The sequence below is a fragment of the Gordonia sp. N1V genome (assembly GCF_029269935.1).
GTDB classification, from domain to species: domain Bacteria; phylum Actinomycetota; class Actinomycetes; order Mycobacteriales; family Mycobacteriaceae; genus Gordonia; species Gordonia polyisoprenivorans.
Genome location: NZ_JARJDD010000012.1, coordinates 130,365 through 155,262, shown reverse-complemented (window position 1 = coordinate 155,262; position 24,898 = coordinate 130,365). Strand labels below are relative to the sequence as shown.

23 protein-coding genes and 1 pseudogene are annotated in these 24,898 nt (G+C 67.0%); 14 read left to right on the top strand and 10 right to left on the bottom strand.

Annotated features, from left to right (window positions below; genetic code table 11):
• The first annotated feature begins 102 nt into the window (after window positions 1–102).
• Both P3L18_RS16855 and P3L18_RS16850 read left to right on the top strand, forming a co-directional pair.
• Window positions 103–1,017 carry an exodeoxyribonuclease III gene (locus P3L18_RS16855; RefSeq protein ID WP_276114717.1) on the top strand — a complete coding sequence of 305 codons (915 nt, stop codon included), beginning with the start codon at window positions 103–105 and terminating at the stop codon, window positions 1,015–1,017.
• A gap of 196 nt (window positions 1,018–1,213) precedes the next feature.
• On the top strand, window positions 1,214–1,642 hold the full coding sequence (locus P3L18_RS16850) for a hypothetical protein (protein WP_276114716.1): 429 nt from the start codon (window positions 1,214–1,216) through the stop codon (window positions 1,640–1,642).
• Between the two features lie 9 nt (window positions 1,643–1,651).
• Here P3L18_RS16850 and P3L18_RS16845 read toward each other — a convergent pair whose 3' ends face one another.
• The gene (locus P3L18_RS16845) at window positions 1,652–2,527 is read right to left on the bottom strand and encodes an SDR family oxidoreductase (RefSeq protein WP_079929870.1); all 876 of its coding nucleotides are present in this window, start codon (window positions 2,525–2,527) and stop codon (window positions 1,652–1,654) included.
• Window positions 2,528–2,734: 207 nt separating this feature from the next.
• Here P3L18_RS16845 and P3L18_RS16840 point away from each other — a divergent pair, with 207 nt between their 5' ends.
• The 3 genes from P3L18_RS16840 (at window position 2,735) to P3L18_RS16830 (ending at window position 4,965) form a co-directional block, all read left to right on the top strand.
• Window positions 2,735–3,211, top strand: a complete 477-nt coding sequence (locus P3L18_RS16840; protein WP_079929876.1) for an OsmC family protein — start codon at window positions 2,735–2,737, stop codon at window positions 3,209–3,211.
• A 129-nt stretch (window positions 3,212–3,340) separates the two neighbouring features.
• Window positions 3,341–3,763, top strand: coding sequence for a nitroreductase family deazaflavin-dependent oxidoreductase (locus tag P3L18_RS16835; protein WP_026920084.1), 423 nt, complete (start codon window positions 3,341–3,343; stop codon window positions 3,761–3,763).
• A gap of 44 nt (window positions 3,764–3,807) precedes the next feature.
• Window positions 3,808–4,965, top strand: coding sequence for a GTP-binding protein (locus tag P3L18_RS16830; RefSeq protein ID WP_079929869.1), 1,158 nt, complete (start codon window positions 3,808–3,810; stop codon window positions 4,963–4,965).
• A 43-nt stretch (window positions 4,966–5,008) separates the two neighbouring features.
• Here the strand turns inward: P3L18_RS16830 and P3L18_RS16825 are convergent, their stop codons facing one another.
• The 3 genes from P3L18_RS16825 to P3L18_RS16815 all read right to left on the bottom strand — a co-directional run bounded on the left by P3L18_RS16825 (window position 5,009) and on the right by P3L18_RS16815 (window position 8,531).
• Window positions 5,009–6,382 (bottom strand): NADP-dependent succinic semialdehyde dehydrogenase, encoded by a 1,374-nt coding sequence (locus P3L18_RS16825; RefSeq protein WP_079929875.1) that lies wholly within the window; start codon window positions 6,380–6,382, stop codon window positions 5,009–5,011.
• Between the two features lie 153 nt (window positions 6,383–6,535).
• A complete protein-coding gene (locus P3L18_RS16820) occupies window positions 6,536–7,309 on the bottom strand; it encodes an acetoin reductase (protein ID WP_006368099.1) in 774 nt (257 codons plus the stop codon).
• Window positions 7,310–7,448: 139 nt separating this feature from the next.
• The gene (locus P3L18_RS16815; RefSeq protein ID WP_276114715.1) at window positions 7,449–8,531 is read right to left on the bottom strand and encodes an alpha/beta hydrolase; all 1,083 of its coding nucleotides are present in this window, start codon (window positions 8,529–8,531) and stop codon (window positions 7,449–7,451) included.
• Window positions 8,532–8,608: 77 nt separating this feature from the next.
• Here P3L18_RS16815 and P3L18_RS16810 point away from each other — a divergent pair, with 77 nt between their 5' ends.
• On the top strand, window positions 8,609–9,484 hold the full coding sequence (locus P3L18_RS16810) for a hypothetical protein (RefSeq protein ID WP_276114714.1): 876 nt from the start codon (window positions 8,609–8,611) through the stop codon (window positions 9,482–9,484).
• A 50-nt stretch (window positions 9,485–9,534) separates the two neighbouring features.
• Here P3L18_RS16810 and P3L18_RS16805 read toward each other — a convergent pair whose 3' ends face one another.
• The gene (locus P3L18_RS16805; protein ID WP_276114713.1) at window positions 9,535–10,635 is read right to left on the bottom strand and encodes a beta-eliminating lyase-related protein; all 1,101 of its coding nucleotides are present in this window, start codon (window positions 10,633–10,635) and stop codon (window positions 9,535–9,537) included.
• Between the two features lie 74 nt (window positions 10,636–10,709).
• Between P3L18_RS16805 and P3L18_RS16800 the strand changes: the two genes are divergently transcribed.
• A complete protein-coding gene (locus tag P3L18_RS16800; RefSeq protein ID WP_276114712.1) occupies window positions 10,710–11,729 on the top strand; it encodes an LLM class flavin-dependent oxidoreductase in 1,020 nt (339 codons plus the stop codon).
• 20 nt (window positions 11,730–11,749) lie between these two features.
• On the opposite strand, the gene P3L18_RS16795 is transcribed toward P3L18_RS16800, so the two are convergent.
• Complete coding sequence (locus P3L18_RS16795) at window positions 11,750–13,621, bottom strand: acyl-CoA thioester hydrolase/BAAT C-terminal domain-containing protein (RefSeq protein ID WP_276114711.1); 1,872 nt, start codon at window positions 13,619–13,621, stop codon at window positions 11,750–11,752.
• Between the two features lie 112 nt (window positions 13,622–13,733).
• Here P3L18_RS16795 and P3L18_RS16790 point away from each other — a divergent pair, with 112 nt between their 5' ends.
• The 5 genes from P3L18_RS16790 to P3L18_RS16770 all read left to right on the top strand — a co-directional run bounded on the left by P3L18_RS16790 (window position 13,734) and on the right by P3L18_RS16770 (window position 20,092).
• A complete protein-coding gene (locus P3L18_RS16790; protein ID WP_079929864.1) occupies window positions 13,734–14,729 on the top strand; it encodes a hypothetical protein in 996 nt (331 codons plus the stop codon).
• An 83-nt stretch (window positions 14,730–14,812) separates the two neighbouring features.
• The gene (locus tag P3L18_RS16785; protein WP_276114710.1) at window positions 14,813–17,254 is read left to right on the top strand and encodes a Tex family protein; all 2,442 of its coding nucleotides are present in this window, start codon (window positions 14,813–14,815) and stop codon (window positions 17,252–17,254) included.
• Window positions 17,255–17,261: 7 nt separating this feature from the next.
• Complete coding sequence (locus P3L18_RS16780; RefSeq protein ID WP_079929860.1) at window positions 17,262–17,723, top strand: NUDIX domain-containing protein; 462 nt, start codon at window positions 17,262–17,264, stop codon at window positions 17,721–17,723.
• On the top strand, window positions 17,723–18,532 hold the full coding sequence (locus P3L18_RS16775; protein ID WP_079929859.1) for a shikimate 5-dehydrogenase: 810 nt from the start codon (window positions 17,723–17,725) through the stop codon (window positions 18,530–18,532). The genes P3L18_RS16780 and P3L18_RS16775 overlap by 1 nt, the downstream gene beginning before the upstream one ends.
• Window positions 18,533–18,727: 195 nt before the next feature.
• Window positions 18,728–20,092, top strand: a complete 1,365-nt coding sequence (locus P3L18_RS16770) for a DUF4185 domain-containing protein (RefSeq protein WP_276114709.1) — start codon at window positions 18,728–18,730, stop codon at window positions 20,090–20,092.
• A 31-nt stretch (window positions 20,093–20,123) separates the two neighbouring features.
• Here P3L18_RS16770 and poxB read toward each other — a convergent pair.
• From poxB to P3L18_RS16755, 3 genes and pseudogenes are all read right to left on the bottom strand, one after another.
• Window positions 20,124–21,870: pseudogene (gene poxB / locus P3L18_RS16765) on the bottom strand (ubiquinone-dependent pyruvate dehydrogenase).
• A gap of 45 nt (window positions 21,871–21,915) precedes the next feature.
• Window positions 21,916–23,040 carry a hypothetical protein gene (locus P3L18_RS16760; RefSeq protein WP_276114708.1) on the bottom strand — a complete coding sequence of 375 codons (1,125 nt, stop codon included), beginning with the start codon at window positions 23,038–23,040 and terminating at the stop codon, window positions 21,916–21,918.
• Window positions 23,041–23,098: 58 nt separating this feature from the next.
• Window positions 23,099–23,521, bottom strand: a complete 423-nt coding sequence (locus tag P3L18_RS16755; protein ID WP_006368086.1) for a hypothetical protein — start codon at window positions 23,519–23,521, stop codon at window positions 23,099–23,101.
• 95 nt (window positions 23,522–23,616) lie between these two features.
• Here P3L18_RS16755 and P3L18_RS16750 point away from each other — a divergent pair, with 95 nt between their 5' ends.
• Both P3L18_RS16750 and mug read left to right on the top strand, forming a co-directional pair.
• On the top strand, window positions 23,617–23,967 hold the full coding sequence (locus P3L18_RS16750) for a VOC family protein (RefSeq protein WP_276114707.1): 351 nt from the start codon (window positions 23,617–23,619) through the stop codon (window positions 23,965–23,967).
• A gap of 19 nt (window positions 23,968–23,986) precedes the next feature.
• Window positions 23,987–24,562 carry a G/U mismatch-specific DNA glycosylase gene (gene mug, locus P3L18_RS16745; RefSeq protein WP_006368084.1) on the top strand — a complete coding sequence of 192 codons (576 nt, stop codon included), beginning with the start codon at window positions 23,987–23,989 and terminating at the stop codon, window positions 24,560–24,562.
• A 36-nt stretch (window positions 24,563–24,598) separates the two neighbouring features.
• Here mug and P3L18_RS16740 read toward each other — a convergent pair whose 3' ends face one another.
• Complete coding sequence (locus P3L18_RS16740; RefSeq protein WP_006368083.1) at window positions 24,599–24,898, bottom strand: DUF503 domain-containing protein; 300 nt, start codon at window positions 24,896–24,898, stop codon at window positions 24,599–24,601.

Here is a 24,898-nt window from a genome sequence, read left to right as displayed (position 1 = left end):
TGGTGCAACGCGCAGTCGTGGCCTGCTCGATGGCATTTCGTTCATCCTGCGCGCAACTCCTGGCCTCGGACGCGGGATACGGCCCGCGTAGTGTTGCCTGCTGTGTCCGATCCACCCGGTGGTCACGGGGCCGACTCCGTGTTCACGGTTGCCACCTTCAATGTCAACGGCATCCGCGCCGCGCGCCGCCGTGGATTCGACGAGTGGCTTGCATCCCGGTCACCGGACGTCGTGGCGCTTCAGGAGTTGCGTTGTCCGGCATCGGAGATCGGCGAGTTTCCCGGATACGCGGTCGCGGCCGACGTCGGATCGATCGTCGGCCGTAACGGGGTGGCCGTACTGACCAGGCGTCCGGGCACCGCGGTGCGCACCTGGGTGACCCACCCGCCCACAGCGCGCGGTCTCGGTGAATTCGCCACGCATGGTCGGTACCTCGAGGTCGACCTCGCCGAACAGCCTGTGACCGTGGCCTGCCTTTACCTCCCGAAAGGTGGACTTCCCGCACACCGACAGCGGCCCGGCTCGATGCGCGAGAAACCCGATGGCGGCCAGAAGTACGAACGCAAACAACGATTTCTCGCGGCATTCAGCCGGGAGTTGGACCGCAGTCGTCGTGCTGCGCACCGCGCGGGCCGTGACTTCCTGCTCGTCGGGGATCTCAACATCGCCCACACCCAGCACGACGTGACGAACTGGCGCGCTGCCCGCTCGATGGACGGATTCCTCCCCGAGGACCGTGAATGGTTCGAGTCGATCCTCGGGACCCGTCGCCTCGTCGACGTGGTGCGACGGGTACACGGAGCGCGGCCGGGCCCACTGACCTGGTGGAGCTGGGCGGGAGAGTCGTTCGCCAAGGATGTGGGCTGGCGAGTCGATCACCAACTCGCGACACCCCGACTGGCCGCGTGCGCGACCCAGGTGACGGTCGACAAGGAACCGTCGGCCGCGCAACGGCTCTCCGACCACGCCCCACTCGTGGTGAACTATCGCATGCACATCTGCCCCGATCCCGCATAGGTCTTGTCCACAGCCGTGCGCCGCGCCTACATCGCTGTGGATGGTCCGGACCCCGCCTCGGCACCGGCGATGAACACTGTGGCACAAGGGAATTCGCTATTACGCATATCCGGTACCCGGCGACCGTATCGACGACGCACACCGTGATCCAGGACTGTTCCTCGGTGCCGATCCCCTCGGCGACGCATGGGGCCTGGTGCCGGTCTCGGTCGAGACCGAGAACGGCGAGACGGTGGCCAGTGACTGCGTCTTCGCGCTCGACGCCAAGCCGCGCCCCACGATGCTGTACCTGGACAAGGCTTTTCGTGTATTCCAGGACATCTTCTCCGGCCGCGACGACGATTCCGGCCCGCGGGAGTCGTATACGTTGGTCGAGGGGATGCCCAGTGTGTCCTATGGACAGGACTATTCGTTCACCCCCTGGGTCCGGGTCCTCGATACAACGGACACCGCGGCGATCGCGCGTGATCTCATGCTGGTGCCCCTCGTGGCGGACGACCACCCGGCCCTCGCCCGCGGAATCACCTGGAAGGCCGAGGACATCACCAACTTTCTGCGCACCGCTGCGCAGTTCATGTCCGACCGGGCCGCGGCGGGCGATGGTGTCGTCTACACGATCAGGTAGGCGGCCGGGTCAGCCCTGGGCGAGTTCGGCCACGTGCTGCCATTTTTCCCACTCGGTGAGCCGGCTCGCGTAGTCGGCCTTCGCGATGTCGAGCGGGGCGGTGCCGAAGAACACCCGCAGCGGCGGCTCGTCGGCGTCGACGATCTGCAGGATCGCCGCAGCCGAGGCGTGTGGGTCGCCGGGTGATGAGGTGCGCGACCGGCGCGCCCGAGCCGCGGTCTCGCGGACCTCGTCATAGTCGGTGAGCGTCGTGGCGTGCTTGGCCGACGCCCCGGCCCAATCGGTGTCGAATCCGCCCGGCTCGACCAACGTCACGTGGATGCCGAACGCCTCGACCTCGGCGGCCAACGCCTGGGAGAAACCCTCGAGTGCCCACTTGGACGCGTTGTAGATGCCGATGTTGGCGAATGCGCTGATACCGCCGATCGAGGACACCTGAATGATGTGACCGGAGCGCTGCGCACGCAGGAACGGCAGCGCCGCCTGCGTGATCCACAGGGCGCCGAACACATTGGTCTCGATCTGGTCGCGCGCCTGCGACTCGGAGAGTTCCTCGATGAAGCCGAACTGGCCGTAGCCGGCGTTGTTGACCACCACGTCGAGGCGGCCGAAATGCTCGTGAGCACGAGCAACGGCAGCGATATCTGCGGTGCGATCGGTGACGTCGAGTTCGATCGGCAGGATCGCGGACCCGTAGGTGTCGACGAGGTCGGCGAGCGAGTCGAGGTTGCGGGCTGTCGCGGCAACGCGATCGCCGCGATCGAGTGCCGCGATCGCCCATTCTCGGCCGAAGCCGCGTGAGGTCCCGGTGATGAACCAGACCTTGCCGCCATCGGTGTTCGTGGCCTGATCGCTCGTCTCGGCACCGCTGTCCACAGGACTCATCGGGATTCTCCTCACATCGTTGGATGGGAATGCGTTGGATGGGCTCGGCTCCCGCGTCGGGAGTGCACACACCCTTGACATCAACGACACCGCGACGCAGGCATTCCTCGGGTGGACCGGGGTTGCGATCACCGCGGCCACAACGCTCGTCGGCTGCCGTCCCGGCAACAAAGGTGGGTGGTGATCGCCATCGACCCGGGAGGACCCATGACCGCCACCATCCGCACCACCGTTGTCCCGTTCGTCCTCACCGCGGCGGGAACCGGTGTGGCACAGCACCTCGTCAGCGAAGGGCCGGTGGCACACGAATTCGACACCGACGCCTATCCCGCATTCGGTGGGCGTGATGCCGCGCCGAGCCCGCTGTTCTACGCACTCGGCGCCCTGACCTCGTGCAACCAGGTGACCGCATCCCTGGTTGCCAAGGACTTGGGAATCTCGCTCGGCGCGTTCGACTTTCGGGTGCAAGGCGACCTGGACACCGCGGTGCTGGTCGCCGGGGCGGACGGCAACGCCAACTTCACCTCGGTCACCGTGCAGGCAACGGTGCAGACCGACGCCGACGCGGACACGTTCGCCGAGTTCGTATCGGAGGTGGAGCGACGCTGCCCGGTCAGCCAACTGTTCATCCGGAGCGGACTCGAATTCCGCAACGAGTGGACGAATGCTCCCCTGACCGAGTGACCCCTGACCGAGTGACCCCTGACCGAGTGACACTGTCGATGGACAATGACCGGCCCGTCACCGACCGATCGTCGGTGATGTGCCGCGGGGGTGGAAATACCCGGCGGGCCGGGTGCGTTGGCCCCGGGCATGAGCGATGAACCAGAACTGAGTCCGACCGATTGGGTGCGCGAGCAGACCGCGAAGATCCTGGAGCAGGGGACCACCGACGGGGTCCAGGTGGCCGACCGGCCGGTCGTGCTGTTCACCACGACCGGGGCGAAATCCGGCAAGAAGCGCTATGTTCCGCTGATGCGCGTCGAGGAGAACGGCCGATACGCGATGGTCGCCTCCAAGGGCGGGGCTCCCGAGCATCCGGCCTGGTACCACAACGTCAAGGCCCACCCGCAGGTCACCGTGCAGGACGGCCAGAAGGTCGCCGAGCTCACCGCCCGCGAGGTCAGCGGAGACGAGCGAGAGCACTGGTGGAATCTGGCCGTGGCCGCCTATCCGCCGTACGCCGAATATCAGGTCAACACCGACCGGCTGATCCCGGTGTTCGTTCTGGAGTGACACCCGCGTGGACACCCGCTAATGAAAACAATTATCATTAGCGGGTGTCCTCCCCCGCTGCAGCCCAGCTTCCTGTCACGGTCCTCTCCGGTTTCCTCGGATCCGGTAAGACCACCCTGCTCAACACCTTGCTCGCCAACCGCGAGGGCAGGCGCATCGCCGTCATCGTCAACGACATGAGCGAGATCAACATCGATGCCTCGCTCATCGACCTCGGTGGCTTCGACCGCACCGAGGAGCGCATGGTCGAACTCACCAACGGGTGTATCTGCTGCACTCTGCGCGAAGACCTCATCGACGCGGTCGGTGATCTCGCCCGGGCGGGTCGATTCGACCATCTCGTCATCGAATCGACCGGCATCTCCGAGCCCATGCCCGTTGCCGCAACCTTCGACTGGGTCTTCGAGGACGGCTCCTCGCTGGCCGACCTGGCCGTCCTCGACACGATGGTGACCGTCGTCGACTGCTCGACCTTTCTCACCGAGCTGGCGCGTGGTGAACGCCTCGACGACCGCGCCCTGCAAGCCGGCGACGGGGACGAACGCACCATCGCCGACCTCCTCGTCGACCAGGTCGAATTCGCCGACGTGGTGATCCTCAACAAGACCGACCTGGTCGGTGCGGATCAGCTCGGCCGCGTCGAGGCGACGGTGCGCCGACTCAATCCGCGCGCCCAGGTCATCGTCACCACCCACGGCGAGGTGCCACTGGACCGGGTGATCGGCACGGGTCTGTTCGACCACGAGGCCGCCGCGGCGGTGGCCGGCTGGGACGACGAACTCCTCGGCGGCCACGTGCCCGAGACCGAGGAGTACGGAATCGGGTCGGTGGCGTTCCGCGCCGAGCGGCCGTTTCATCCGGCACGCCTCGCCGACGCTCTCGACGGGCTCCGAGGAGTGTTGCGCAGCAAGGGTTTCTGCTGGATCGCGAGCCGACCCGACATCGTTGCAGTCTGGTCGCAGGCGGGCCCGAACCTCATGATCGAACCCGCACAGTACTGGACGCCGCCCGAGCACGACCCGCTCGCCGGGCCGGGTCAGGAGCTGGTCTTCATCGGGATTCATCTCGACAAGCGCGAACCCGTGCGCCTCCTCGAATCGGCACTACTGACCGACGACGAGATGCTCGCCGGACCCGAGGCGTGGGTCGGTTACCCGGATCCGCTGCCACGCTGGAACATTCCCGCGCAACACCACCACTGACGGCCGACGGGTCATGGTGCGCAATGTGCCATCGACGCAAGCGTCAGCCGATCCACACCGTCTTGATGTTGCAGAACTCGCGAATGCCGTGGGCGGTGAGCTCGCGCCCGTACCCGGAACGCTTGATGCCACCGAAACCGAGCTCGGGATACGAGGTGGTCATCCCGTTGATGAACACCTGACCGGAGTCGATCTCGTCGATGAAGCGTTGCTGCTCGGCAGGATCGGTGGTCCAGGCATTGCCGCCGAGGCCGAAGGTCGTGTCGTTGGCGATCGCGATCGCCTCCTCGATGTCGGCGACCCGATAGAGTGCGGCGACGGGCCCGAACGCTTCGGCGGCATAGAGATCCATTGTGTCGGTGACATCGGTGATGACGGTCGGCTCGTAGAACCAGCCCGAGCGGTCCAGACGGTGCCCGCCGATCAGCACGGTGGCACCGGCCGCCACGGCGTCGTCGACGAGCTTCTCGAGATCCTCGCGTCCCTGCTCGGTGGCGAGCGGTCCGACATCGGTGGCCTCGTCGGTGGGATCGCCGACGACGAGTTCGGCGAAGCCGGCGACGAAGGCCTCGGTGAACTCGTCGTAGACATCGGTGTGGACGATGAAACGCTTTGCGGCGATGCAGGACTGGCCGTTGTTCTGCACCCGTGCGGTGACCGCGGTCGCGGCGGCCGCGGAGATGTCGGCGCTCGGCATGACGATGTAGGGGTCGCTGCCGCCGAGTTCGAGCACCGTGTGCTTGACCTCGTCGCCGGCGACCGCGGCCACCGCACGTCCCGCCGGCTCGCTGCCGGTGAGCGTGGCCGCAGCCACCCGGGCGTCGCGCAGGATCGGCTCGACCATCGACGAGGGGATCAGCAGGGTCTGGAAGCAGCCCTCGGGTAGACCGGCACGCCGCAGCACGTCGGAGATGTAGAGCGCCGACTGCGGGACGTTCGACGCGTGTTTGAGGACACCGACGTTGCCGGCCATCAGGGCAGGGGCGATGAAGCGGACCGCCTGCCACAATGGGAAGTTCCACGGCATGACCGCGAGAATCACACCGAGCGGCTGGTAACGCATGTACGCGCGGCTCGCCCCGACGGCATCGGCGTCGGCGATCTCGTCGGCCAACATGGCGGCGCCGTGGTCGGCATAGTGGCGAAAGGCTTTCGCGCACTTGAGGACCTCGGCCTTCGCGGCCGAGAGGGTCTTGCCCATCTCCTGGGTCATCATCGCCGCGGTCTCGTCCGCCTCGGCCTCGAGCAGATCGGCCGTCGCATGTAGCCACCCTGCGCGCTGCTCGAAAGTCGTTCTGCGGTAACCGGGGAATGCCTGCGCCGCGCGGTCGAGCGCGGCGTCGACCTCATCGTCGGTCATGGGCTCGAACTCGCGGATCGTGCTGCCGGTGGTCGGGTCGACGGTGGCGATGGCCATGATCGTCAGTCCCTTCTGCATCGAGGGCGGTGGATATCGTGGGAGGTGGAGGAGATCCACCTCCCATGACTGTCCCTCCACGATTACCACCGTCGAGCCGATCGCAAACCCCGTCGAGATCAGCCACGGCGCCGCGCGGCAGGGCCACCACGCTCAGACGAAGATCATCCCGCCGTCGACGAGCACCGCCTGGCCGGTCATGTAGTCGGAGTCCGGACCCGCCAGGAAGGACACGAGTTTGGCGACGTCATCTCCGGTCGACACGCGTCCGAGCGTGATCCCGGCGGCCATGGCCTTCATCGACTCGCCCTTGCCGACGTGATTGATCTCGCCGAGGTCGTGGTCGATCTCCTCCCACATCGCGGTGTCGACGATGCCCGGACAATAGGCGTTGACCGTGATACCGTGCGGCGCCCATTCCTGCGCCGCGGACTGGGTCAGGGCACGCAGTGCGAACTTGGTCGAGCAGTAGACACCCAACAAGGCAAAGCCCTTGTGCGCGGCGATGGATGCGGCCCCGATGATCTTGCCGCCGGACCCCTGCGCGATCATCTGGCGAGCGGCCTCGGTGTAGCACAGGAACGCCCCACGTGAGTTCACGGCGTGGATTGCGTCGAACTCCTCCGGGGTGACATCGAGCAGCGCCTTCGTCTGTGCGACACCGGCATTGGCGACCATCACATCGAGTGAACCCAACGCCTCGGCGGTCCCACTGATCAACGACCGGACGTCGTGGCGCACCGACACGTCACCGGTGAGGTCGACCGAGGCGACTCCGGTCGCCTCGATCTCGGCGCGGGTGTCCTTCAGCTCACCGGCCATGGACGGTAGATCCGAGACGGCCACGTCGTGCCCGTCGCGGGCCAGCCGCAACGCTATCGCTTTGCCGATTCCCCGTGCGGCCCCGGTGACATGCGCGACGCTCATCGCTTCTCCTCGTTCTCGACTTCCCGGGCGCTGATCGGTCCGGTGCGCGCATGACGCTACGACGAGGAGTGACGTGGGTCATAGGGTTGCATGGCGATGCAACCCCCGCATCGGGTCGCCGCGCCCGCCCAACCGCCGATCAGCCGGCGGTGGCCATGCTGATCAGCGGTGCCAACGCATCGGCCACGATGCGATACGCGACGTCCTCCTCGGGGTGCACGCCGGGAAAGAAATAGAACCCGTGCGGCATCCCGGCGGGGAAGTACGTGGTCACCGAGGTGCCCGCTTCGCCGAGGCGATCGGCGAAGGCACGCGCCGAATCGATGATCGGGTCGTGGGTGCCGGTCGCGATCACCGTCGGTGGAAACGCATGCAGATCGCCCTCGATCGGACTGGCATACGGGTGATCCCACGGGGTGGTCGGCAGATAGGCGCCGCGGATGAATCCGGTGAACGCGGTGTCGTAGACGATGCCGCGCGGAGCCTGCTCACGAAATGACGACCAGCGCTCGAACTGGAAGTCCACCATCGCGCCCAACAGCACCACGGCGTCGGGGGTGCGAACCCCGTCGTCGGCACACCGCAGCGGTATCGCGGCGGCAAAGTTCGAGCCCGACGAGTCACCGGCGACTCCGAGGAAACGAGTGTCGCCACCGATACGTGAGGCATTGCCCGTCACCCAGCGATACACGCCGTAGGCGTCGTCGAGCGGTACCGGAAACGGAAACTCCGGCGCGAGACGGTAATTGGCCGACACCACCAACGCACGGTTGGTGGCGGCGAGTTTGCGGGTGAGGAAATCGCAGTCGTCGGAGCTGCCGACGGTGAAGCCACCGCCGTGGAAGTACACGAGTACCGGCAGCAGTTCCTCGGGATCGGTGCCCGTCGGTCGATACAGCTGGCAGCGGGCGACCCCGCCGTCGACCGGCACATAGATCTCGCTCACATCGACTTCCGGTACGGCCTGTGCGCCCGACGGCGGGACGAGTGTCGGATCGGGTTGGTGACCGTCGCCGACGTAGCCGCTGCGCACCGGCGCGATCATCAAGTCGCGCAGGGCAACCGGCGCCCGGTTGTTGGCGATCACCTGATACATCGGCATCGCCGGATCGTCCGGGGCGAAGTGGCTCAGGGCGTCGGCACTCGTCACCTCGGGATCGCTCACCCCGACGGTGACATCGACGAGTCCAGCGGGAATGGTGCGCAATTCGGGATCGACCATGCGCCGATTATCGCCGGCGCGGTGGGCGTGTGTGTCGCTTCGTCGCGATCGAGCACCGTCACCTACGATCTGCGTCCATGACCACGCGCACGACGCCGACGGCGGACCGGTTGCTGCACGCATTGGACCTGCCCTCACGGACATGGTGGCGACTCGTCGGACGAACAGTCGACCTCGACTCGTCCGAGCACGCCTTCCTGCGCGGCCCGATGAATCGTCGGCACACCGTCGGCGACGCATGGTTCGACGACCTCGACCGCTCGGGGCGGGTCCGCCCGATCTCCGCCGACGACGGACTCTTCGACGACATGAGTGTGCTCGACGGGCCCGACTTCACTGCGACACAACTGCATCCGCTGGTCCGGGACTTCTATGAACACACCGCGCGCTGGCGCATGGAGGTCTGGGCGCAATGGAATCCACTGCTTGCGCCCGGTGCGGCAGCGATCGCCGGTCTCTTCGGTCGCCGCGTTCGGCAGCTGGCGCTACCGACCGCACCATTGTCGGTGAGCCGCGGCATGACCAGTCGCGTGCGGGTGATCGATGACGTCGACGGACATCGTGCCGGAGCGGCCTGGCTACGGACGCTGCGTCTGGACGGCTCGGCCGTCTACAGCGGCTTCTATCGCAGCGCGATGCTGCCCGGATCGGCACAACCCCATGTGGCGGTGGTTTTTCCGCTGGAGGCGGGCAACGTCGGCGTATATCTGCGGCCGCGCGCCGAGCCGGATGGCTCACTGGTGTTGACCTCGCGATCGCGGACCTTCGGCGAGGACGGGGCGTATGTCACCGTCGTCCTCGGCCGACGGACCTACGCCGCCCGCGCCCCGTTGCGTGAGCGAATCCATGTGTGCGTCGACGACGAAGGAGAACTGCGCACCGACCACGCATTGGATCTCGGACCGATGCGGGCGTTGCGTCTGCATTACCGTCTCGAGCAGCGACCATCGTGAATCGGACCGCCCGTGAACCCCGACAGCCGTGAACCCAGATCGCCCGATCGTCAGGACTGATCCGCTTCGGTGCCGGCACTGCTCGCGAAGGCGTCGGTGATGGCGGTGACGAATCGGTCGACGTCGGTGGTGGTCGTGTCCCACGACGTCATCCAGCGGACCACTGCGGAGGGGCGGTCCCAGTCGTAGAAGTGCACCTGTTCGCGAATCCGGTCGGCGATGTGGACCGGGAGTCGCGCGAACACCGCATTGGTGGGACTGTCCTGGGCGAATCCGAGACCGGGGAGCGAGCCATTCGCGACGAGGTGTTCCAGTGCTGACCGCAGTCGCGCGGCCATCGCATTGGCGTGCGTGGCATTGCGGAGGCCGAGATCGGCGTCGAACAAAGCCAGGAGTTGCGCCGAGATGAACCGCACCTTGCTCGGCAGTTGGGTCGTCATCTTTCGCACGTAGGCGGTGCCCGCGGTCCGGTCCGGGTCGATGACGATGACCGCCTCGGCGCCGAGCGCGCCGTTCTTGGTGCCGCCCAGGCTGACCACGTCGACGCCGGCGCCGGTGGTGAAGTCTCGTAGCGGGAGGTCGAGTGCCGCCGCGGCATTCCACAGGCGGGCTCCGTCGATGTGCACCGCCATCCCGTGCTCGTGCGCCACCGCGCAGATCTCGGTGATCTCCTCCGCGGTGTACACGGTGCCGACCTCGGTGCACTGCGTCAAACTCACCGCCGACGGCTGTGCTCGCTGTGCGTCGCCGAGTGCGCGGGCAGCGGCGGTGATCTGTGCCGGCCGCAGCTTGCCGTCCGTGGTGGGCACATGGAGGATCTTGAGTCCCGAAACCTGCTCGGGTGCAGTGCCTTCGGAACCATTGATATGTGCCTCGGAGGTGGTCACGACGGCCCCCCAGCGCGGGGTCACCGCGGTCAGGGCGACGATGTTGGCCCCGGTTCCGTTGAAGACCGGGAAGACCTCGGCTTGCTCACCGAACTGCGCGGCGACCACGTCTCGAAGTCGTTCGGTGTAGACATCGGTCCCGTAGGACCGCTGGTGTCCGCCGTTGGCGGCGACGACCGCAGCCATCACGTCCGGGTGGGCACCGGCGTAGTTGTCGCTGGCAAAGGCGTGCCACGAGGAGTCGTGTATCGAGGGAAGCGTCACGAGTTCAGGCTCTCACAGGGTCGAAGGCGCTCGGGGCCGTGCTCGCCGCGCCGGGGTGCGGCACACTGAGAGCCATGCCGACGACGGATCGACCCCTGCGGTCGCTGGGTTTTCTCACGATCGGGTCGTTCGATGAGGCCGATCCGGCGGCCGGGCACCGCACGACCCTCGACGTCATCGAGCGAGCCGAGGACCTCGGCTTCGACAGTGTGTGGTTGCGCAACCGGCATCTGCAGTTCGGGATCTCCTCGCCGGTCGCGGTGATGGCCGCGGCCGCCATGCGTACCAGTCGAATCCAGCTCGGCACCGCGGTGATCCCGCTCGGCTGGGAGAATCCGCTACGACTGGCCGAAGACCTCGCGACCGTCGATGTGTTGTCCGGTAGTCGGGTCAATCCCGGTGTCTCCGTGGCTACCCCGATGCGTTACGACGACGTCAAGGCCGCGCTGTACCCGGAGACCCACGACATCGAGAACTTCTCCAAGGATCGGGTCGTCCGCCTGCTGTCCTGTCTGCGTGGCGACCCCGTCAGTGACTTCGAGGGCGTCGTCGGCATCGAATCGTTCTCGCGGCGTGTGCAACCACACTCACCGGGGCTGGCCGACCGGGTGTGGTACGGCGGCGGGCGCGAGTCGGCGATCTGGGCGGGGGAGCAGGGACTGAACTATCTGACCTCGTCGGTGGTCACCACCGAGGGCACCACCGCGCGCGACTTCGCGACCATTCAGGCCGAACACATCGATGCCTACCTGGCCCACCATCGTGACCCGGCGTCGGCGCGCGTGTCACAGGGGCTCGTGGTCATTCCCACCGACACGGCGAGCTCCGAGCAGATCGCCCGGTACCGGGCCTACGCCGAGGCACGTCTGCCGCGCACCCTCACCCCGCAGGGCCCGCGCGGCATGCTCTTCTCCCCGGACCTCGTCGGCCCGTCGGAAGTACTCGCGGAGATTCTGTACCAGCACAAGGGGTTCCAGCGTGCTGACGAGGTGGCGTTCGCTCTGCCGTTCAGCTTCGACGACGAAGACTACCGGCAGATCATCACCGACATGGCACAGCGCCTCGGGCCGGCGCTGGGGTGGACACCGGCGTGAGGTGACTCACGCTGTGCGACTCACACCGTGTGCCGTGCGCCGACGAGGAAGCCCACCAGTTCCTCGGTCAACGACAGGCACGCCGCCGCCTGGTCGGCAGGGCGGCCGCCGAGGGCGATTCCGCCGGTCCTCGACACGGTCGACGGATAGAGTCCGGGCCGCAGGAAATGCCCGGCTCCCTCGTACCGAATGTGTCTGTCCGCCGGGTTGTTCCGGCGCCCGAGCAGGGCATCGGCCATCGACTCCGAAGGCCAGAGCTCGTCGTCGGAGCCGCTGACCGTGAGGACGGGGCACCCGATGGCCTCCGCGGCGATCACCGCGTCGGGTGGGACGTCACGAGCGAGGCCTTCCTCGTAGGCGGGATTCAGTCGGAGCACGGTCGGACGGTGCGCCGCGACGTCGCGCGACAACCGCCAGGCGTTGCCGACGAGTTGTGGCATCAACGCCCCGCTCGGCAGTGGGGCGTAGGCGCACGGTTGTCCGCGATGAGTCCACGACGATGTTCCCGGGATCTCCCCGTCGGGCCCGATCGCCTGCCAGGTGACGCTGCTCGGGCTGAGCAGGATCACCGCAGACACGGCGAGATCGGCCTCGCGGGCCAGTGTGGCCGCGAGACCCTCGGCGCCGCGCGAGATGCCCATTGCGGCGACCGGGCCACCGACGTGCTCCGACAGCCAGTGCACGGCAGCGGCGAATCGCTCGAGTGGGATGTCGGCGATCGGAGCGGCGTCGGGACCGTCGTCGAGCCACGCATAGGCCAGTGCCGTGACCCCGCGGGACGCGAGAGCGCAGACGGCCGCCCGCTGCGAATCCACCCCGCCTTCCGATCCGCCGAAACAGACGACGGCGGGGCCGGTCGCCGACGCCGGTACGGCCAGCAGTGCCCGTCGCCCGTCGACGTCGATCTCGATCACCTCCACTGCCGGGTCGGTGGCCCGACGCAGGCAGGTCAGTGCCGCGCTCCGACCGTCCACGGAGGCCTCGACCCGGACCTGCCATGGTTGCTCCGGCGGGATGAACAGGTCGGCGCGGTCGGCCGGGCCGTCGAATTGCATCGCCCAGATCGGTTCGTCGGCGATCGTCTGGCCATTCTCGACCGACCCGCGCCAGGTCCACATGCGGCCGTACAGATCTGCCCCGGAAACGCTCAGCGCCACCGGCGAGGTCGCGCGGGTGGAGACGGTGATCGCGAACGGCTCGTCGTGGCGGGAGGTGTGCGGCACTTGCAGCTGTAGATGGGGATCGGTGACCGGCGGGGCAGCCGGCGGCTGGGGTACCGGAGCGCCGGGATCGGCGGCGCCCTCGCGCTCGGACATCGCCGCGGTCTTCTTGTCGAACCAGGACGGGAACACTCCCGACGCGGTGCCGGCCAACCCCATCATCGTGAACGGTATGACCCAATAGCAGAGCACCGAGGCCACCGAACCGCCATCCCGAATCGTGGCCTGTCCCTGGATGATCGGGGGAATGCACGAGATGAGCGTCATCAATGCGAAGACCGTGGTCCACATCCACGTCATCGCGGTGGTGATCACCCGGAAACCGTCGCTGCGGGCCGTCGCGGCGTCGACCGAGGCGGCAGCGTATTCGCGGACGAACGGGCGACCGATCAGCAGGCCCGTCAACGCGACGAGGAAGATGCCGGCATTACCCAGCGGCTGCAGCCATTGCTCGAGGAATCTGTCGCTGACGGTGAACGACAACACCGACAGGATCACGAACACCACGACCGCGCCGACCTCGAGGGAATGCCAGGGCTGTTTGCGGATGCGCTGCACGGCCACCGCGATCACCGACAATCCCAGCGCGATGAGCACGGCACCGCGAAACGGCATGTTGCCCACCAGAATCCAGTACACGATCCAGGGGGAGAATCCGATCAGGAAGCCCATGAAAGCCCACATTCTTCCGAAGAAACCCGCACGGTGGGAGTTTACGAGTCCGACCCGTCCCCGACCACGAGAATGCGACGAACTCCTCCACCGGGTGTGACACCCTGGTGAGATGACCGACGATCTCGCCACGCGCCTGCTCGAGGCCCAGATCTCTTTCACCTTGCGCGAACTGCGCGACCCCCACTCTTACGGCCAACTCGTGGTCGAGCAGGTCGATGCCTTCCTCGGCGACGTGTCCCGGTTGACCCTCGACGACGTCATCACCCGTGACCTGATCAAGCTGACCGCCCACAAGTACACCGTGCAGTTGCCGGTGGAGGGCTCGATCCCGGAGTTGGTCGGTGAGATCGCTGCTCGCCTGTACCGCCATCGCGTCAACGACGAGATCGCGATGACGGAGGTACTCGACGCACGGCACGCCGACGAATTGTTCACGGCGATCGCCGAGACCGGGATCGCCCGCCGGATCGCCGCGGAGATCGCGACCAGCCCGGCCGCGGTCGATGCCTGCGTGGATGTGGTGGCGCACGCCTTCGACGCCGCAGTCGCCGACGGGCGCGCGATGGCCGGCGGCCCTGGCGTGGCCGCCACGGTGGTCCGCGGGGTCACCCGGCTCGCAAGTCCGCTCGTGCCGGTGGTGTCCTCGGCGCTGACGATCCTCACCCGTCGGGGCGCGAGCTACGTGCTGGCCGCGGCCAAGGAGGACGGCGACGCCGTCCTGCTCGACGCGGCGCGCGATCTGTGGCGGTTGCGCTCGGACGACTCGGTCGGCTGGTGGCGCGAACTGGTGACCGACGACGACATCGACGACCTCGTCGTCGTACTGTTCGAGTTCTGGAAGTCCTTCCGCGACACCGACTATTTTCGCGCACTCCTCGACGAGGGCATCGACCACGTCTTCGACAAGTACGGTGCGGTGACGCTAATCGACCTCCTCGCCGACCTCGGTATCGGTCGAGCGGATCTGATCGAGGAGGGGCTGCGCTTCGGTCCGGCGGTGATGTCGCGGCTCGACGAGCGGGACATGCTCGAGCCGGTGGTCCGCCGACAATTCGAACCGTTCTACCGCTCCGAGGAGTTCCGCGCGGCGATCGAGGCGACCTGAGCGGTCGGTGACGACCGACCCATGACCCGGTGAACCGACACGCATGTGCCTGACCCGCCGGGCTGTCGCACCCCTTCGGTAGGGTGCACCGGGTGAGTTCGAGCGCACCGGCAATACCCGGAGTCAAGTCCGTCAACGCACGTCTGGCCGAAGAACTGGCCGTCGGGGAGCACCAGGTCGCCGCAGCCGTCGCGCTGCTCGACGAGGGCTCGACGGTCCCGTTCATCGCGCGGTACCGCAAGGAGGTGACCGGCAGCCTCGACGACGCGCAACTGCGCCTACTCGACGAACGACTGCGGTACCTGCGGGAACTCGACGAGCGCCGGGCCGCCGTGCTGGCCTCCATCTCCGAGCAGGGCAAACTCACCGACGAACTGAAGGCTGCGCTCGTCGCCGCCGACACCAAGTCGCGTGTCGAGGACATCTACCTGCCCTACAAGCCCAAACGCCGCACCAAGGCCCAGATCGCCCGAGAGGCCGGTCTCGAGCCGTTGGCGCAGCGACTGCTCGACGATCCCACCCTCGTCCCCGAGGACGTGGCGGCCGGATTCGTCGCCCCGGCGGACGGGGATTCCGCGGGTGTCGCCGACGCCGCGGCAGCCCTCGAGGGCGCACGTCACATTCTCATCGAACGGGCCGCGGAGGACGCCGAGCTCGTGGGCGCCGTCCGCGAGAAACTGTGGTCGCAGGGCGCGCTGCGGACCGCGCCGCGCTCCGAGGTGGTTGCGAAAACCCCTGCCGGACAGAAGTTCCGCGACTACTTCGAGTTCTCCGAACCGCTGGAGAAGATGCCGTCGCATCGGGTGCTCGCCGTGCTGCGGGGTGAGAAGGAGGACGTGCTCTCGCTGGATTTCGATGCCGGCGAGGACGACGAGTACGAGGCGATGGTCGCGGCCACGCTCGGTGTCGACCGGTCGCATCCGGGCCCGGCAACCCCGTGGTTGTCGCAGACCGTGCGCTGGGCATGGCGGACCAAACTGATGGTGTCGGCGGCCGTGGACGCCCGCGTCCGACTGCGTCAGCGCGCCGAGCAGGACGCCGTCGCGGTGTTCGCGACCAACCTGAAGGATCTGCTGCTGGCCGCACCGGCCGGTGCGCGCACCACCCTCGGCCTCGACCCGGGATTCCGGACCGGGGTGAAGGTCGCGGTGGTCGACGCCACCGGCAAGGTGCTCGACACGTGCGCGATCTATCCGCATCAGCCGCAGAAGCAGTGGGATCAGGCCAAGGCGACGCTCGGTGCGCTCATCGCACGTCATCAGGTGGAGTTGATCGCGATAGGCAACGGCACCGCGTCCCGCGAAACCGATGCACTGGCAACCGAACTCATCGCCGACATCAAATCGGCCGGTGCTGCGGTGCCGACCAAGGCGATGGTGAGCGAGGCCGGCGCGTCGGTGTACTCGGCCTCGGAGTACGCCTCGCGCGAACTCCCGGCCCTCGACGTGTCGTTGCGCGGCGCGGTCTCGATCGCGCGGCGCCTGCAGGACCCGCTGGCCGAACTGGTCAAGATCGAACCGAAATCGATCGGTGTCGGCCAGTATCAGCACGACGTCACCCCGGGCACGCTGGCGCGAAGTCTGGACGCGGTGGTCGAAGATGCCGTCAACGCGGTCGGCGTGGACCTCAACACCGCCTCGGTCCCGCTGCTCGCCAAGGTGTCCGGAGTGACGCCGACGCTGGCCGAGGCGATCGTCACCCATCGTGATTCGGTCGGTGCGTTCCGCAATCGCACGGCGCTGCTCGATGTTCCGCGACTCGGGCCCAAGGCATTCGAACAGTGCGCGGGCTTCCTGCGCATCCGCGACGGCGACGACCCGCTCGACGGTTCGGGCGTGCACCCGGAGTCCTATCCGGTGGTGCGTCGAATTCTCGATCGTTCGGGCATCGGCCTCGCCGAATTGATCGGTAACGAACGCACCCTGCGATCTCTGCGCCCGGCCGATTTCGCCGACGAGCGTTTCGGTGTGCCGACGGTGACCGACATCCTCGCCGAGTTGGAGAAACCCGGACGTGACCCGCGTCCGGCCTTCACCACCGCGACCTTCGCCGACGGTGTGGAGAAGGTCGCCGACCTCACGCCCGGCATGGTGCTCGAAGGTGTCGTCACCAACGTCGCCGCGTTCGGCGCGTTCGTTGATGTCGGCGTCCATCAGGACGGGCTCGTGCACGTCTCGGCGATGTCTGATCGCTTCGTGTCCGATCCCCATGAGGTCGTGCGTTCGGGGCAGGTCGTCCGGGTCAAGGTCCTCGAGGTCGACGTCGAACGACAGCGGATCGGCCTCACTCTTCGCCTGCAGGACGAGGTCTCCGGCGGTGGTGCGCGACGTGGCGGGGCCAAGGACGGAGCCAAGGACGGGGGTGCGAAATCGCAGCCTCGAAATGCTCAGTCCGGCACCAAGAACGACCGTCGGGGTGGCAAGCCGAAAGACGACGGCCGACGGGGTGGCAACTCGCGCCGACGCGAGACGGCCCCCAATGGCTCGATGGCACAGGCCCTGCGGGACGCGGGCTTCGGGCGTTGAGAAGCCGGTGACCGATGATCGGGTGATCACCGTCAGTGCCGTTGTGCTGCGAAACGAATCGGGTGCCCTCCTGATCGTGCGCAAGGTCGGTAGCTCCCGGTTCATGTTGCCCGGCGGCAAACCCGAGCCCGGGGAGGCTCCGCGCGAGACCGCGATTCGTGAGTGCGCCGAGGAAACCGGTGTGCGGTTGCCTGCCCGGGACCTGACCGAGCTCGGGACCTTCACCGCCGCCGCGGCCAACGAAGCCGGATTCGCGGTGCGCGCCAACGTCTTCGAGTGCCGTCGCGTGGTTCAGGACGCCACTGCGGCAGCCGAGATCGCCGAACTGCGATGGCTGTCTCTCGACGACGCGGGGAGTACACGCACCGAGAACACGTCGGTGTCGTTGGCGCCCCTGCTCGTGGAGCAGGTGATTCCCGCGCTGCGCAGCCGGGATCAACCGTCGGCCGGCGACGTTAGTCTGAACTGATGCCGATCCTCAACAAGGACATGACCCTGTGCATCTCGCTGGCCGGCCGACCGTCGAACATCGGTACGCGCTTTCACAACTATCTGTATGACGAACTCGGCCTGAACTTCATCTACAAGGCGTTCACGACCGACGACATCGCCGGGGCGATCGGTGGCGTGCGAGCCCTGGGGATTCGCGGATGTTCGGTGTCGATGCCGTTCAAGGAGGCGGTCATCCCGCTCGTCGACGAGATCGAGGAGTCGGCGTCGGTGATCGAATCGATCAACACGATCGTCAATGACAGCGGTCGGCTGATCGCGTCGAACACCGATGTCGAGGCGGTGTCGGCGCTCCTCGAGAGCCACGAGCTCGATCGGGATGCCGCGGTGATGGTGCAGGGCTCGGGCGGGATGGCGCGGGCCGTCGTCGGGGCGTTCCGCAGTGCCGGGTTCGGCGACCTCACCGTCGCGGCGCGCAACGAGTCCGCCGGCTCGGCGCTCGCCGACAAATACGGGTATCGCCACATCAGTGCTCCCGCACCCGGTGCCGACATCATCGTGAACGTGACCCCGTTGGGGATGTCCGGCGCCGATGCGGACGCGCAGGCGTTCGACGATGCCACGATTGCCGCTGCCGCAACGGTGTTCGACGTGGTTGCCTTCCCGTCGGAGACGCCGCTGATCGTTGCCGCCCGGACGGCGGGGAAGCAGGTCATCACCGGAGCCGAGGTGATCGCGCTCCAGGCGGCCGGGCAGTTCGAGAAGTACACCGGAGTCGCGCTGACCGCAGAGCAGGTCGCTCGGGCATCGGAGTTCTCTCGCCGCTGACGGTCCCCATCGCTGCATCGGATCTCACCGACGTCGCCAAGCTGAAACTCATTCGTGATCGCCACCGGTGTCGCCGGCACGTCGTACCTGATGTGATTGTCTCACCAGCACCACACATCACTTCTGTCACACCCATCGTTGTCATCGGAAACGGCGCAGCTCGTGTCAGAACGAACGCCGGGAAAGCCACGATTCATGAACATCCGTCTTGTTCGACGTGCGCGAGTGGCGGCGGTCGCGATCGTCGTGTCGACCATGATGGTGGGCGGTGGCATTCTCGCCGGAACCGGCGCCGCGAACGCAGCGCCCTGTGGCAACGGCGGCACCGGGTCAACCGGATCCTTGGGTTCCACCGGTTCACTGGGTTCGGGGTCGGCGGGCTCGGGATCACTGGGGACGGGATCAGGCAGTTCGAGCAATCCCAGCACAGGCCCGCAGGGGAATCTGCCTATCTATCGGGGACCGAGTACCAACACGGTCGCCTGGATCACCGGGCCGAAGAGTCCCAACCAGACCTTCTCGCGGTTCGGCATCTCCGGCACCGATCTCGGGATCAGCTGGGACAACGGTTCCGGGCAGACGCTGATGGCGTTCGGCGATACTTTCGGTGATTGCGCGGTCGCCGGACAACAGTGGCGCCACAACGTGTTGCTCCGGTCCAACGACGACGACTTCACCGACGGGGTCAGCGTGCCCGACGCGGTGCCCGGCGTCACCGAATCGGGCAGTGTGGTCGGTGCCGACGCCCCGAACTTCGCGACGCAGCTGATCCCGGCCATCGGGGTCAGTCAGGTGGAGGTCACCACGATCCCGACCGCAGCCATCTCGCTGCCCGACGGCGACGGCGGCTACACGCAATACATGAACTACATGTCGGTGCGGTCGTGGGGTGACGCGGGACACTGGGTCACCAACTTCTCGGCGATCGCCTACTCCACCGACAACGGGCAGACGTGGGCCACCGACCCCAACACCATCCTGATCAACGCCCCGGTGACCCTGGCGCTCCCGGGTGCACTGCGTGAGGTCACCTACAACAACGGCAAGTTCCAGCAGAGCGCCTACTTCCGCGGCCACGGAGCCGATGCCGGCTACATCTACCAACTCGGTACGCCCAACGGACGATTCGGCGCCGCGTTCCTCGCCCGATTCGCACCCGGGGACATCCGCAATCTCGAGAACTACGAGTACTGGACCGGCAGTGGGGCCGGACGTGGATGGAAACGCGACATCACCGCCATCCCCGACGACGGTTCGGCGCAGATCCTGCCGCCACCGGTCACCGAGGCGTCGGTCTCCTGGAGTCCCTACCTGAACAAGTACATTATGCTCGACGGGGACAACGGGATTCGTCTCCGGACCGCCGACCATCCCGAGGGCCCGTGGAGTGCTCCGACCTACCTGGTGCCGCCGGTCGCCGTCGTCCTGTATGGGCCGATGATCCAGCCGCACTCACCGGCGATCCTCGGTACCGGAAAAGATCTGTACTTCAACGCCTCCCGGTGGAGTGACTACAACGTCATGCTGCTGCACTCGGACCTGTCGAAAATCCCGTACTGACGCACGCGGACACGTGTCGCCGGTGCCGGGGTCAGTCGTCGGGTGTGGCTGCGTCGAACAGGCGGCGGAACAGATTGGTCTCGGCGAGGTCGACGAGTTCGTCACCACGACCGGACAGCACCGTGCGGATGGCGTACAACGTGAAGCCCTTGGCCTGCGCGGCGGTGATGGTCGGCGGGATCGACAACTCCTGGCGCGCAGTCGCGACGTCGAGGACGGCCGGACCGTCGTGGGCGAGGAACTCGCGCACGGCCTCATCCAACTCGCGGGGGTGTTCGATCCGTCGCCCGTAGATACCCAACGACTGTGCGACGGCGGCGAAGTCGGGATTCTCGAGGTCGGTGCCGTAGTTGACGAACCCGGCCGCCTTCATCTCCACCTCGACGAAATTCAGTGACGAATTGTCGAAGACGACGACCTTTACCGGAAGCCGATTCTGCGTCAGCGTGATCAACTCACCGAACAGCATCGTCAGTCCGCCGTCACCGGCGAGTGCGATGACCTGCCGGCCGGGCAGCGACGCCTGCGCGCCGACGGACTGCGACAGGGCGTTGGCCATCGATCCGTGCGTGAACGACCCGATCAGCCTTCGGGATCCGTTCATCGCGAGGTAGCGTGCGGCCCACACCACCGGCGACCCCACATCGGGGATGAACACCGCGTCGGGATCGGCGTACTTGCTGAGCAGCATCGTCAGATACTGGGGGTGGATCGGTGTCTTGCCGTCGTCGACGGCGAGTTCGTCGAGAGACGTCCGCGCCTTCGCATAGTGATCGAGCGCAGCACTCAGGTGGTCCGACGGCCGATCGCGCGTCAGCAGCGGAGTCAACGCCGAGAGGGTGTCGGCGACGCTGCCGACCAGCCCGATATCGACGCGGGTACGGCGCCCGATCTGCTCGCCGCGGATGTCGAGCTGGATGATGGTCGCCTCGGTGGGGAAGAACTGCTGATACGGAAAGTCGGTGCCGAGCATGACCAGCGTGTCGCACTTCTCGATCGCCCGATAGCCCGAGGAGAAGCCGAGCAGCCCGGTCATCCCGACGTCGAACGGATTGTCGTACTCGAGAAACTCCTTGCCGCGCAAGGCATGCACGATCGGCGCCTGAAGCGCGTCGGCGAACGCCACCACCTCGTCGTGGGCGCCGGCCGTGCCCGCACCGGCCAGGATGGTCACCCGCTGCGCACCATTGAGATGCTCTGCCAACCGGCGCAATTGGTCGTCGGTGGGCCGAATCACGGTGGGAATCGCGCGGATCGGTGAACGATTCTTGCGGCGCGCGGTCCTGGCCAGGAAGATCTCGCCAGGGACGATCAGGCACGCCACGCTGCTCCACAGCGGTGCGCATCGCGATGTCGAGAAGCCGGGGGAGTTGCTCGGGCGTCGAGACCATCTCGCAGAACGAACTGCACTCGGTGAACAGTCGCTCGGGGTGGGTTTCCTGGAAGTAGCCGCTGCCGATCTCGGCGGCCGGGATGTGCGCGGCGATGGCCAACACCGGCACCCGTGAGCGGTGGGCGTCGTAGAGGCCGTTGATCAGGTGCAGATTGCCCGGTCCACAACTACCCGCACAGACGGCGAGTTCACCGGTGAGTGCGGCGTCGGCCGAGGCCGCGAACGCTGCGGTCTCCTCGTGGCGCACGTGCACCCAGCCGATCGTGCCGTCTTTCCGCAGCGCATCGGTGAAGCCGTTCAACGAGTCGCCGGGGATGCCGTACACGCGCTCGGTACCCGAGGCCCGGAGAGTCTCGACGATTTCTGCAGCGACGGTGTGGGCCAAGGGATCTCCTCAGGTCTGGGTATCGGGACGTCGGGTGGGTCGGCCTCAGGTCGGTCGGAATCGGAGTCCGGCGACGGCGATGCCGTTCCAGAGGGAATTGGAGATCTCGTTGTCGCGCACCGGGATCACCTCGCCGCCATGGTCGAGGACCGTCACCACGATGTCGGACAGTACATCGTGACCGGTGTCGTCGACCGTGACCTCACCGGTTCGGGTGTCGATGCTACCCAGCACATCGACGGTGAAGTCGTAGAGCAACGTCGACACCGCGCCGGAGGTGGCGGCACGGCTGATGTCGGCCAGGTCGGTGGCCACCAGCCCGGAGGAGACGCCGTCGGCGATGCGATCGAGAACGGCATTGTTCCGCTCTGCATTGAGCGTGGGCATCTCGGCGCGGATGGCTGCGTCGATGCGGTCGGCATGCAATTCGTCGGGTGCACCCGGGACGGCGACGACACGACGCGTCGACTCGACGTTGCGATACAGATCGAGCAGCGGGTCGGCGGCGAACAGGAACAACGGTCGCTCGCCGTGCGGATCTCGCGGCGCCAGTTCGGCTTTCACTGCCTCGGCCACGCGCTTGGCGTACTGCTCGAGCAGAACCTTCTTGCCTTCGTCGCCGACGAGACGGCGAACATGGCCCCGGTCACGGATCGTGGCGCGATTGGTGGCGTCGGCTGCATCGACGGCGTGCTCACCGCTGAGTTCGAGTTCGGTGGCCACGGTGGTCGCGGTGGCCTCCCACAGATTCCATCCGTTGGCAGAAAGCGTCAACCCGAAGGCCGATTGGCTCGCGGTGACCGCACGCACGATCTGTCCGAGATCGAAATACGAACCGACCTGGGACTGATTCTCCAACCGGTTGGGCAGGGCGAACATCTCGACCTGGTCGGGGGTCAGGAAGATCGCGACCGATCGCGACAAACGCCCCCATACCTCGTCGGAACGAACCTTCTCCCACTGCGCGCGCAGCGACTCCTCGACGGCATGGCGAATCCCGGTTTCCCGCAGGGTTCGGATGCCCTGGTCAAAGGCGCTCTTGGCGTTCAGATAGCTGGTTTCGCGCGCGTCCGGTGCCGGTGAGGTCTCGGCGTAGATCGTGATCGCGTTCTCGCGCGGTGCCCCGAGCTCCTTGAGATCATCGAGGGTCGGGAGGGTGAAGCGGGCCATGGTCCGTCCTTTCGGGTCGTCCGTACGGCTGCCTCCTCACTGTAACCACGATGTCGACTCACACGTGGGGATTCTGTCGGGTGATCACCGATGGGCCGAGTGTCACGGCACCGAGAGCGGTTACGCGCCTTCGTAATTCGCGGTCGGCGGTGACCACGGCGAGCTGTGATGTGTCGGTTCGCGCGACCACGTCGACGATCGCGTCATCACCCGAGCCGTCGGCGTCGACGACGGTGACCGACGCGGTCGAGGCGATGCCCCGCGCCCGGCCCTCGACGACCAGGACGATGTTCACGGGCCCCTCGAACCCTGCGACACCGGAGTCGGCGACGGCGGCGAGCCGGTCCCGCAGGCGTTCGGTGGCCCCGCGCCGGTCGCGCCACCATCCGTCGGGCACCGAACCGACGACGTTGGCCGCATCCACGACGAGGACCGGTTGTCCGTCGGCGGGGTGATCGATGTCGGGCTCGCTGCGTGGCATGTCCCATGCACTCACGACGACTCGCGCCGGTCAACCCGTGACGCCGAACGACCAGGTGAATGCACCATCACGCATGATTCGGCTACGGTCGAGACATGAGCCTCGCCATCGGCATGATCACCATCGATTCGCTGGACCCGGTACGACTCGGCCGGTGGTGGGCCGACGCGATGGGCGGCACCGTCGTCGCCGAGAACGAGGGCTACTTCGTGATGGTCTCCCTCGGCGAGGGCGCACCGACCTCGGGTTTCCAGAAGGTGGAGGATCCGACACCGGGCAAGAACCGAGTGCACCTCGACCTCACCGCCGACGACCGCACTGCTCAAGCACAACGACTCGTCGACGCCGGCGCCACACGCATCGGGGAACACGAGATCGACGGATTCGCGTGGATCACCCTGGCCGACCCCGACGGCAACCAGTTCTGCGTGGCCTCGGGCCACTGATCGCCACGCATCTCCACCGATGGGCTTCACCAAGGCGCAACTGCTCTCGCACCGCGACGAGCGGATCGACGACCTCCTCGGTCCCGGATGCCGACTGCTGTTCGTGGGGATCAACCCCGGGCTCTGGAGCGCGGCCACCGGCGCACACTTCGCCCGGCCGGGTAATCGCTTCTACCCGGCGCTGCACCGCGCCGGGATCACCGACAACGTGATCGATGCGTCGTCGGGCATGAGCGAGGCCGATCGCGCGGCTCTCCTGAACGCGGGGATCGGCATCACGAACGTGGTCGAGCGGGCCACCGCAGCGGCTGCCGACCTCTCCGCCGACGAATTGCGCTCGGGCGGGCAACGATTGCGCTCGACCGTTGCCCGGGTCGCTCCGCGGGTGGTGGCGATCCTCGGAATCACGGCCTACCGCACCGCATTCGGGCAGCGCACCGCAACGCCCGGACGACAGCCCGACACCCCGGACTGGGCCGGGGCGCAGCTGTGGGTGGTACCCAACCCCAGCGGGCTCAATGCCCACGAGACCGTGGACTCGCTGGCTCGGGCCTATCGAGAGGTCGCGATGGCCGCCGGGGTGGTCACCGACTGACGTCCTGCGATCGTCCGCCCTGCGATCGTCGCGGCGTCACTCGATGTCGCCCGACTGCATCACGCGAATCCTGGCGGAGAGCAACTGCACCTCAGGGCGTGCGGCGGCATAGCGTTCCACCGCATCGAGAATCTCCACCGCGTGCGCCCGGTCCGGAGACACGACGGCAACCCCGATTCCCGTGCGCCGGTGCACCTCCCGGTGATCGACCTCGGAGGCGGCCACGGCGAACCGCGATTTCATCTCGGCGATGATCGGTCGGATCACCGACCGCTTCTGCTTGAGGGAATGAACATCACCGAGCAGGTAATCGAACTCTGCGAAACCGATCCACAT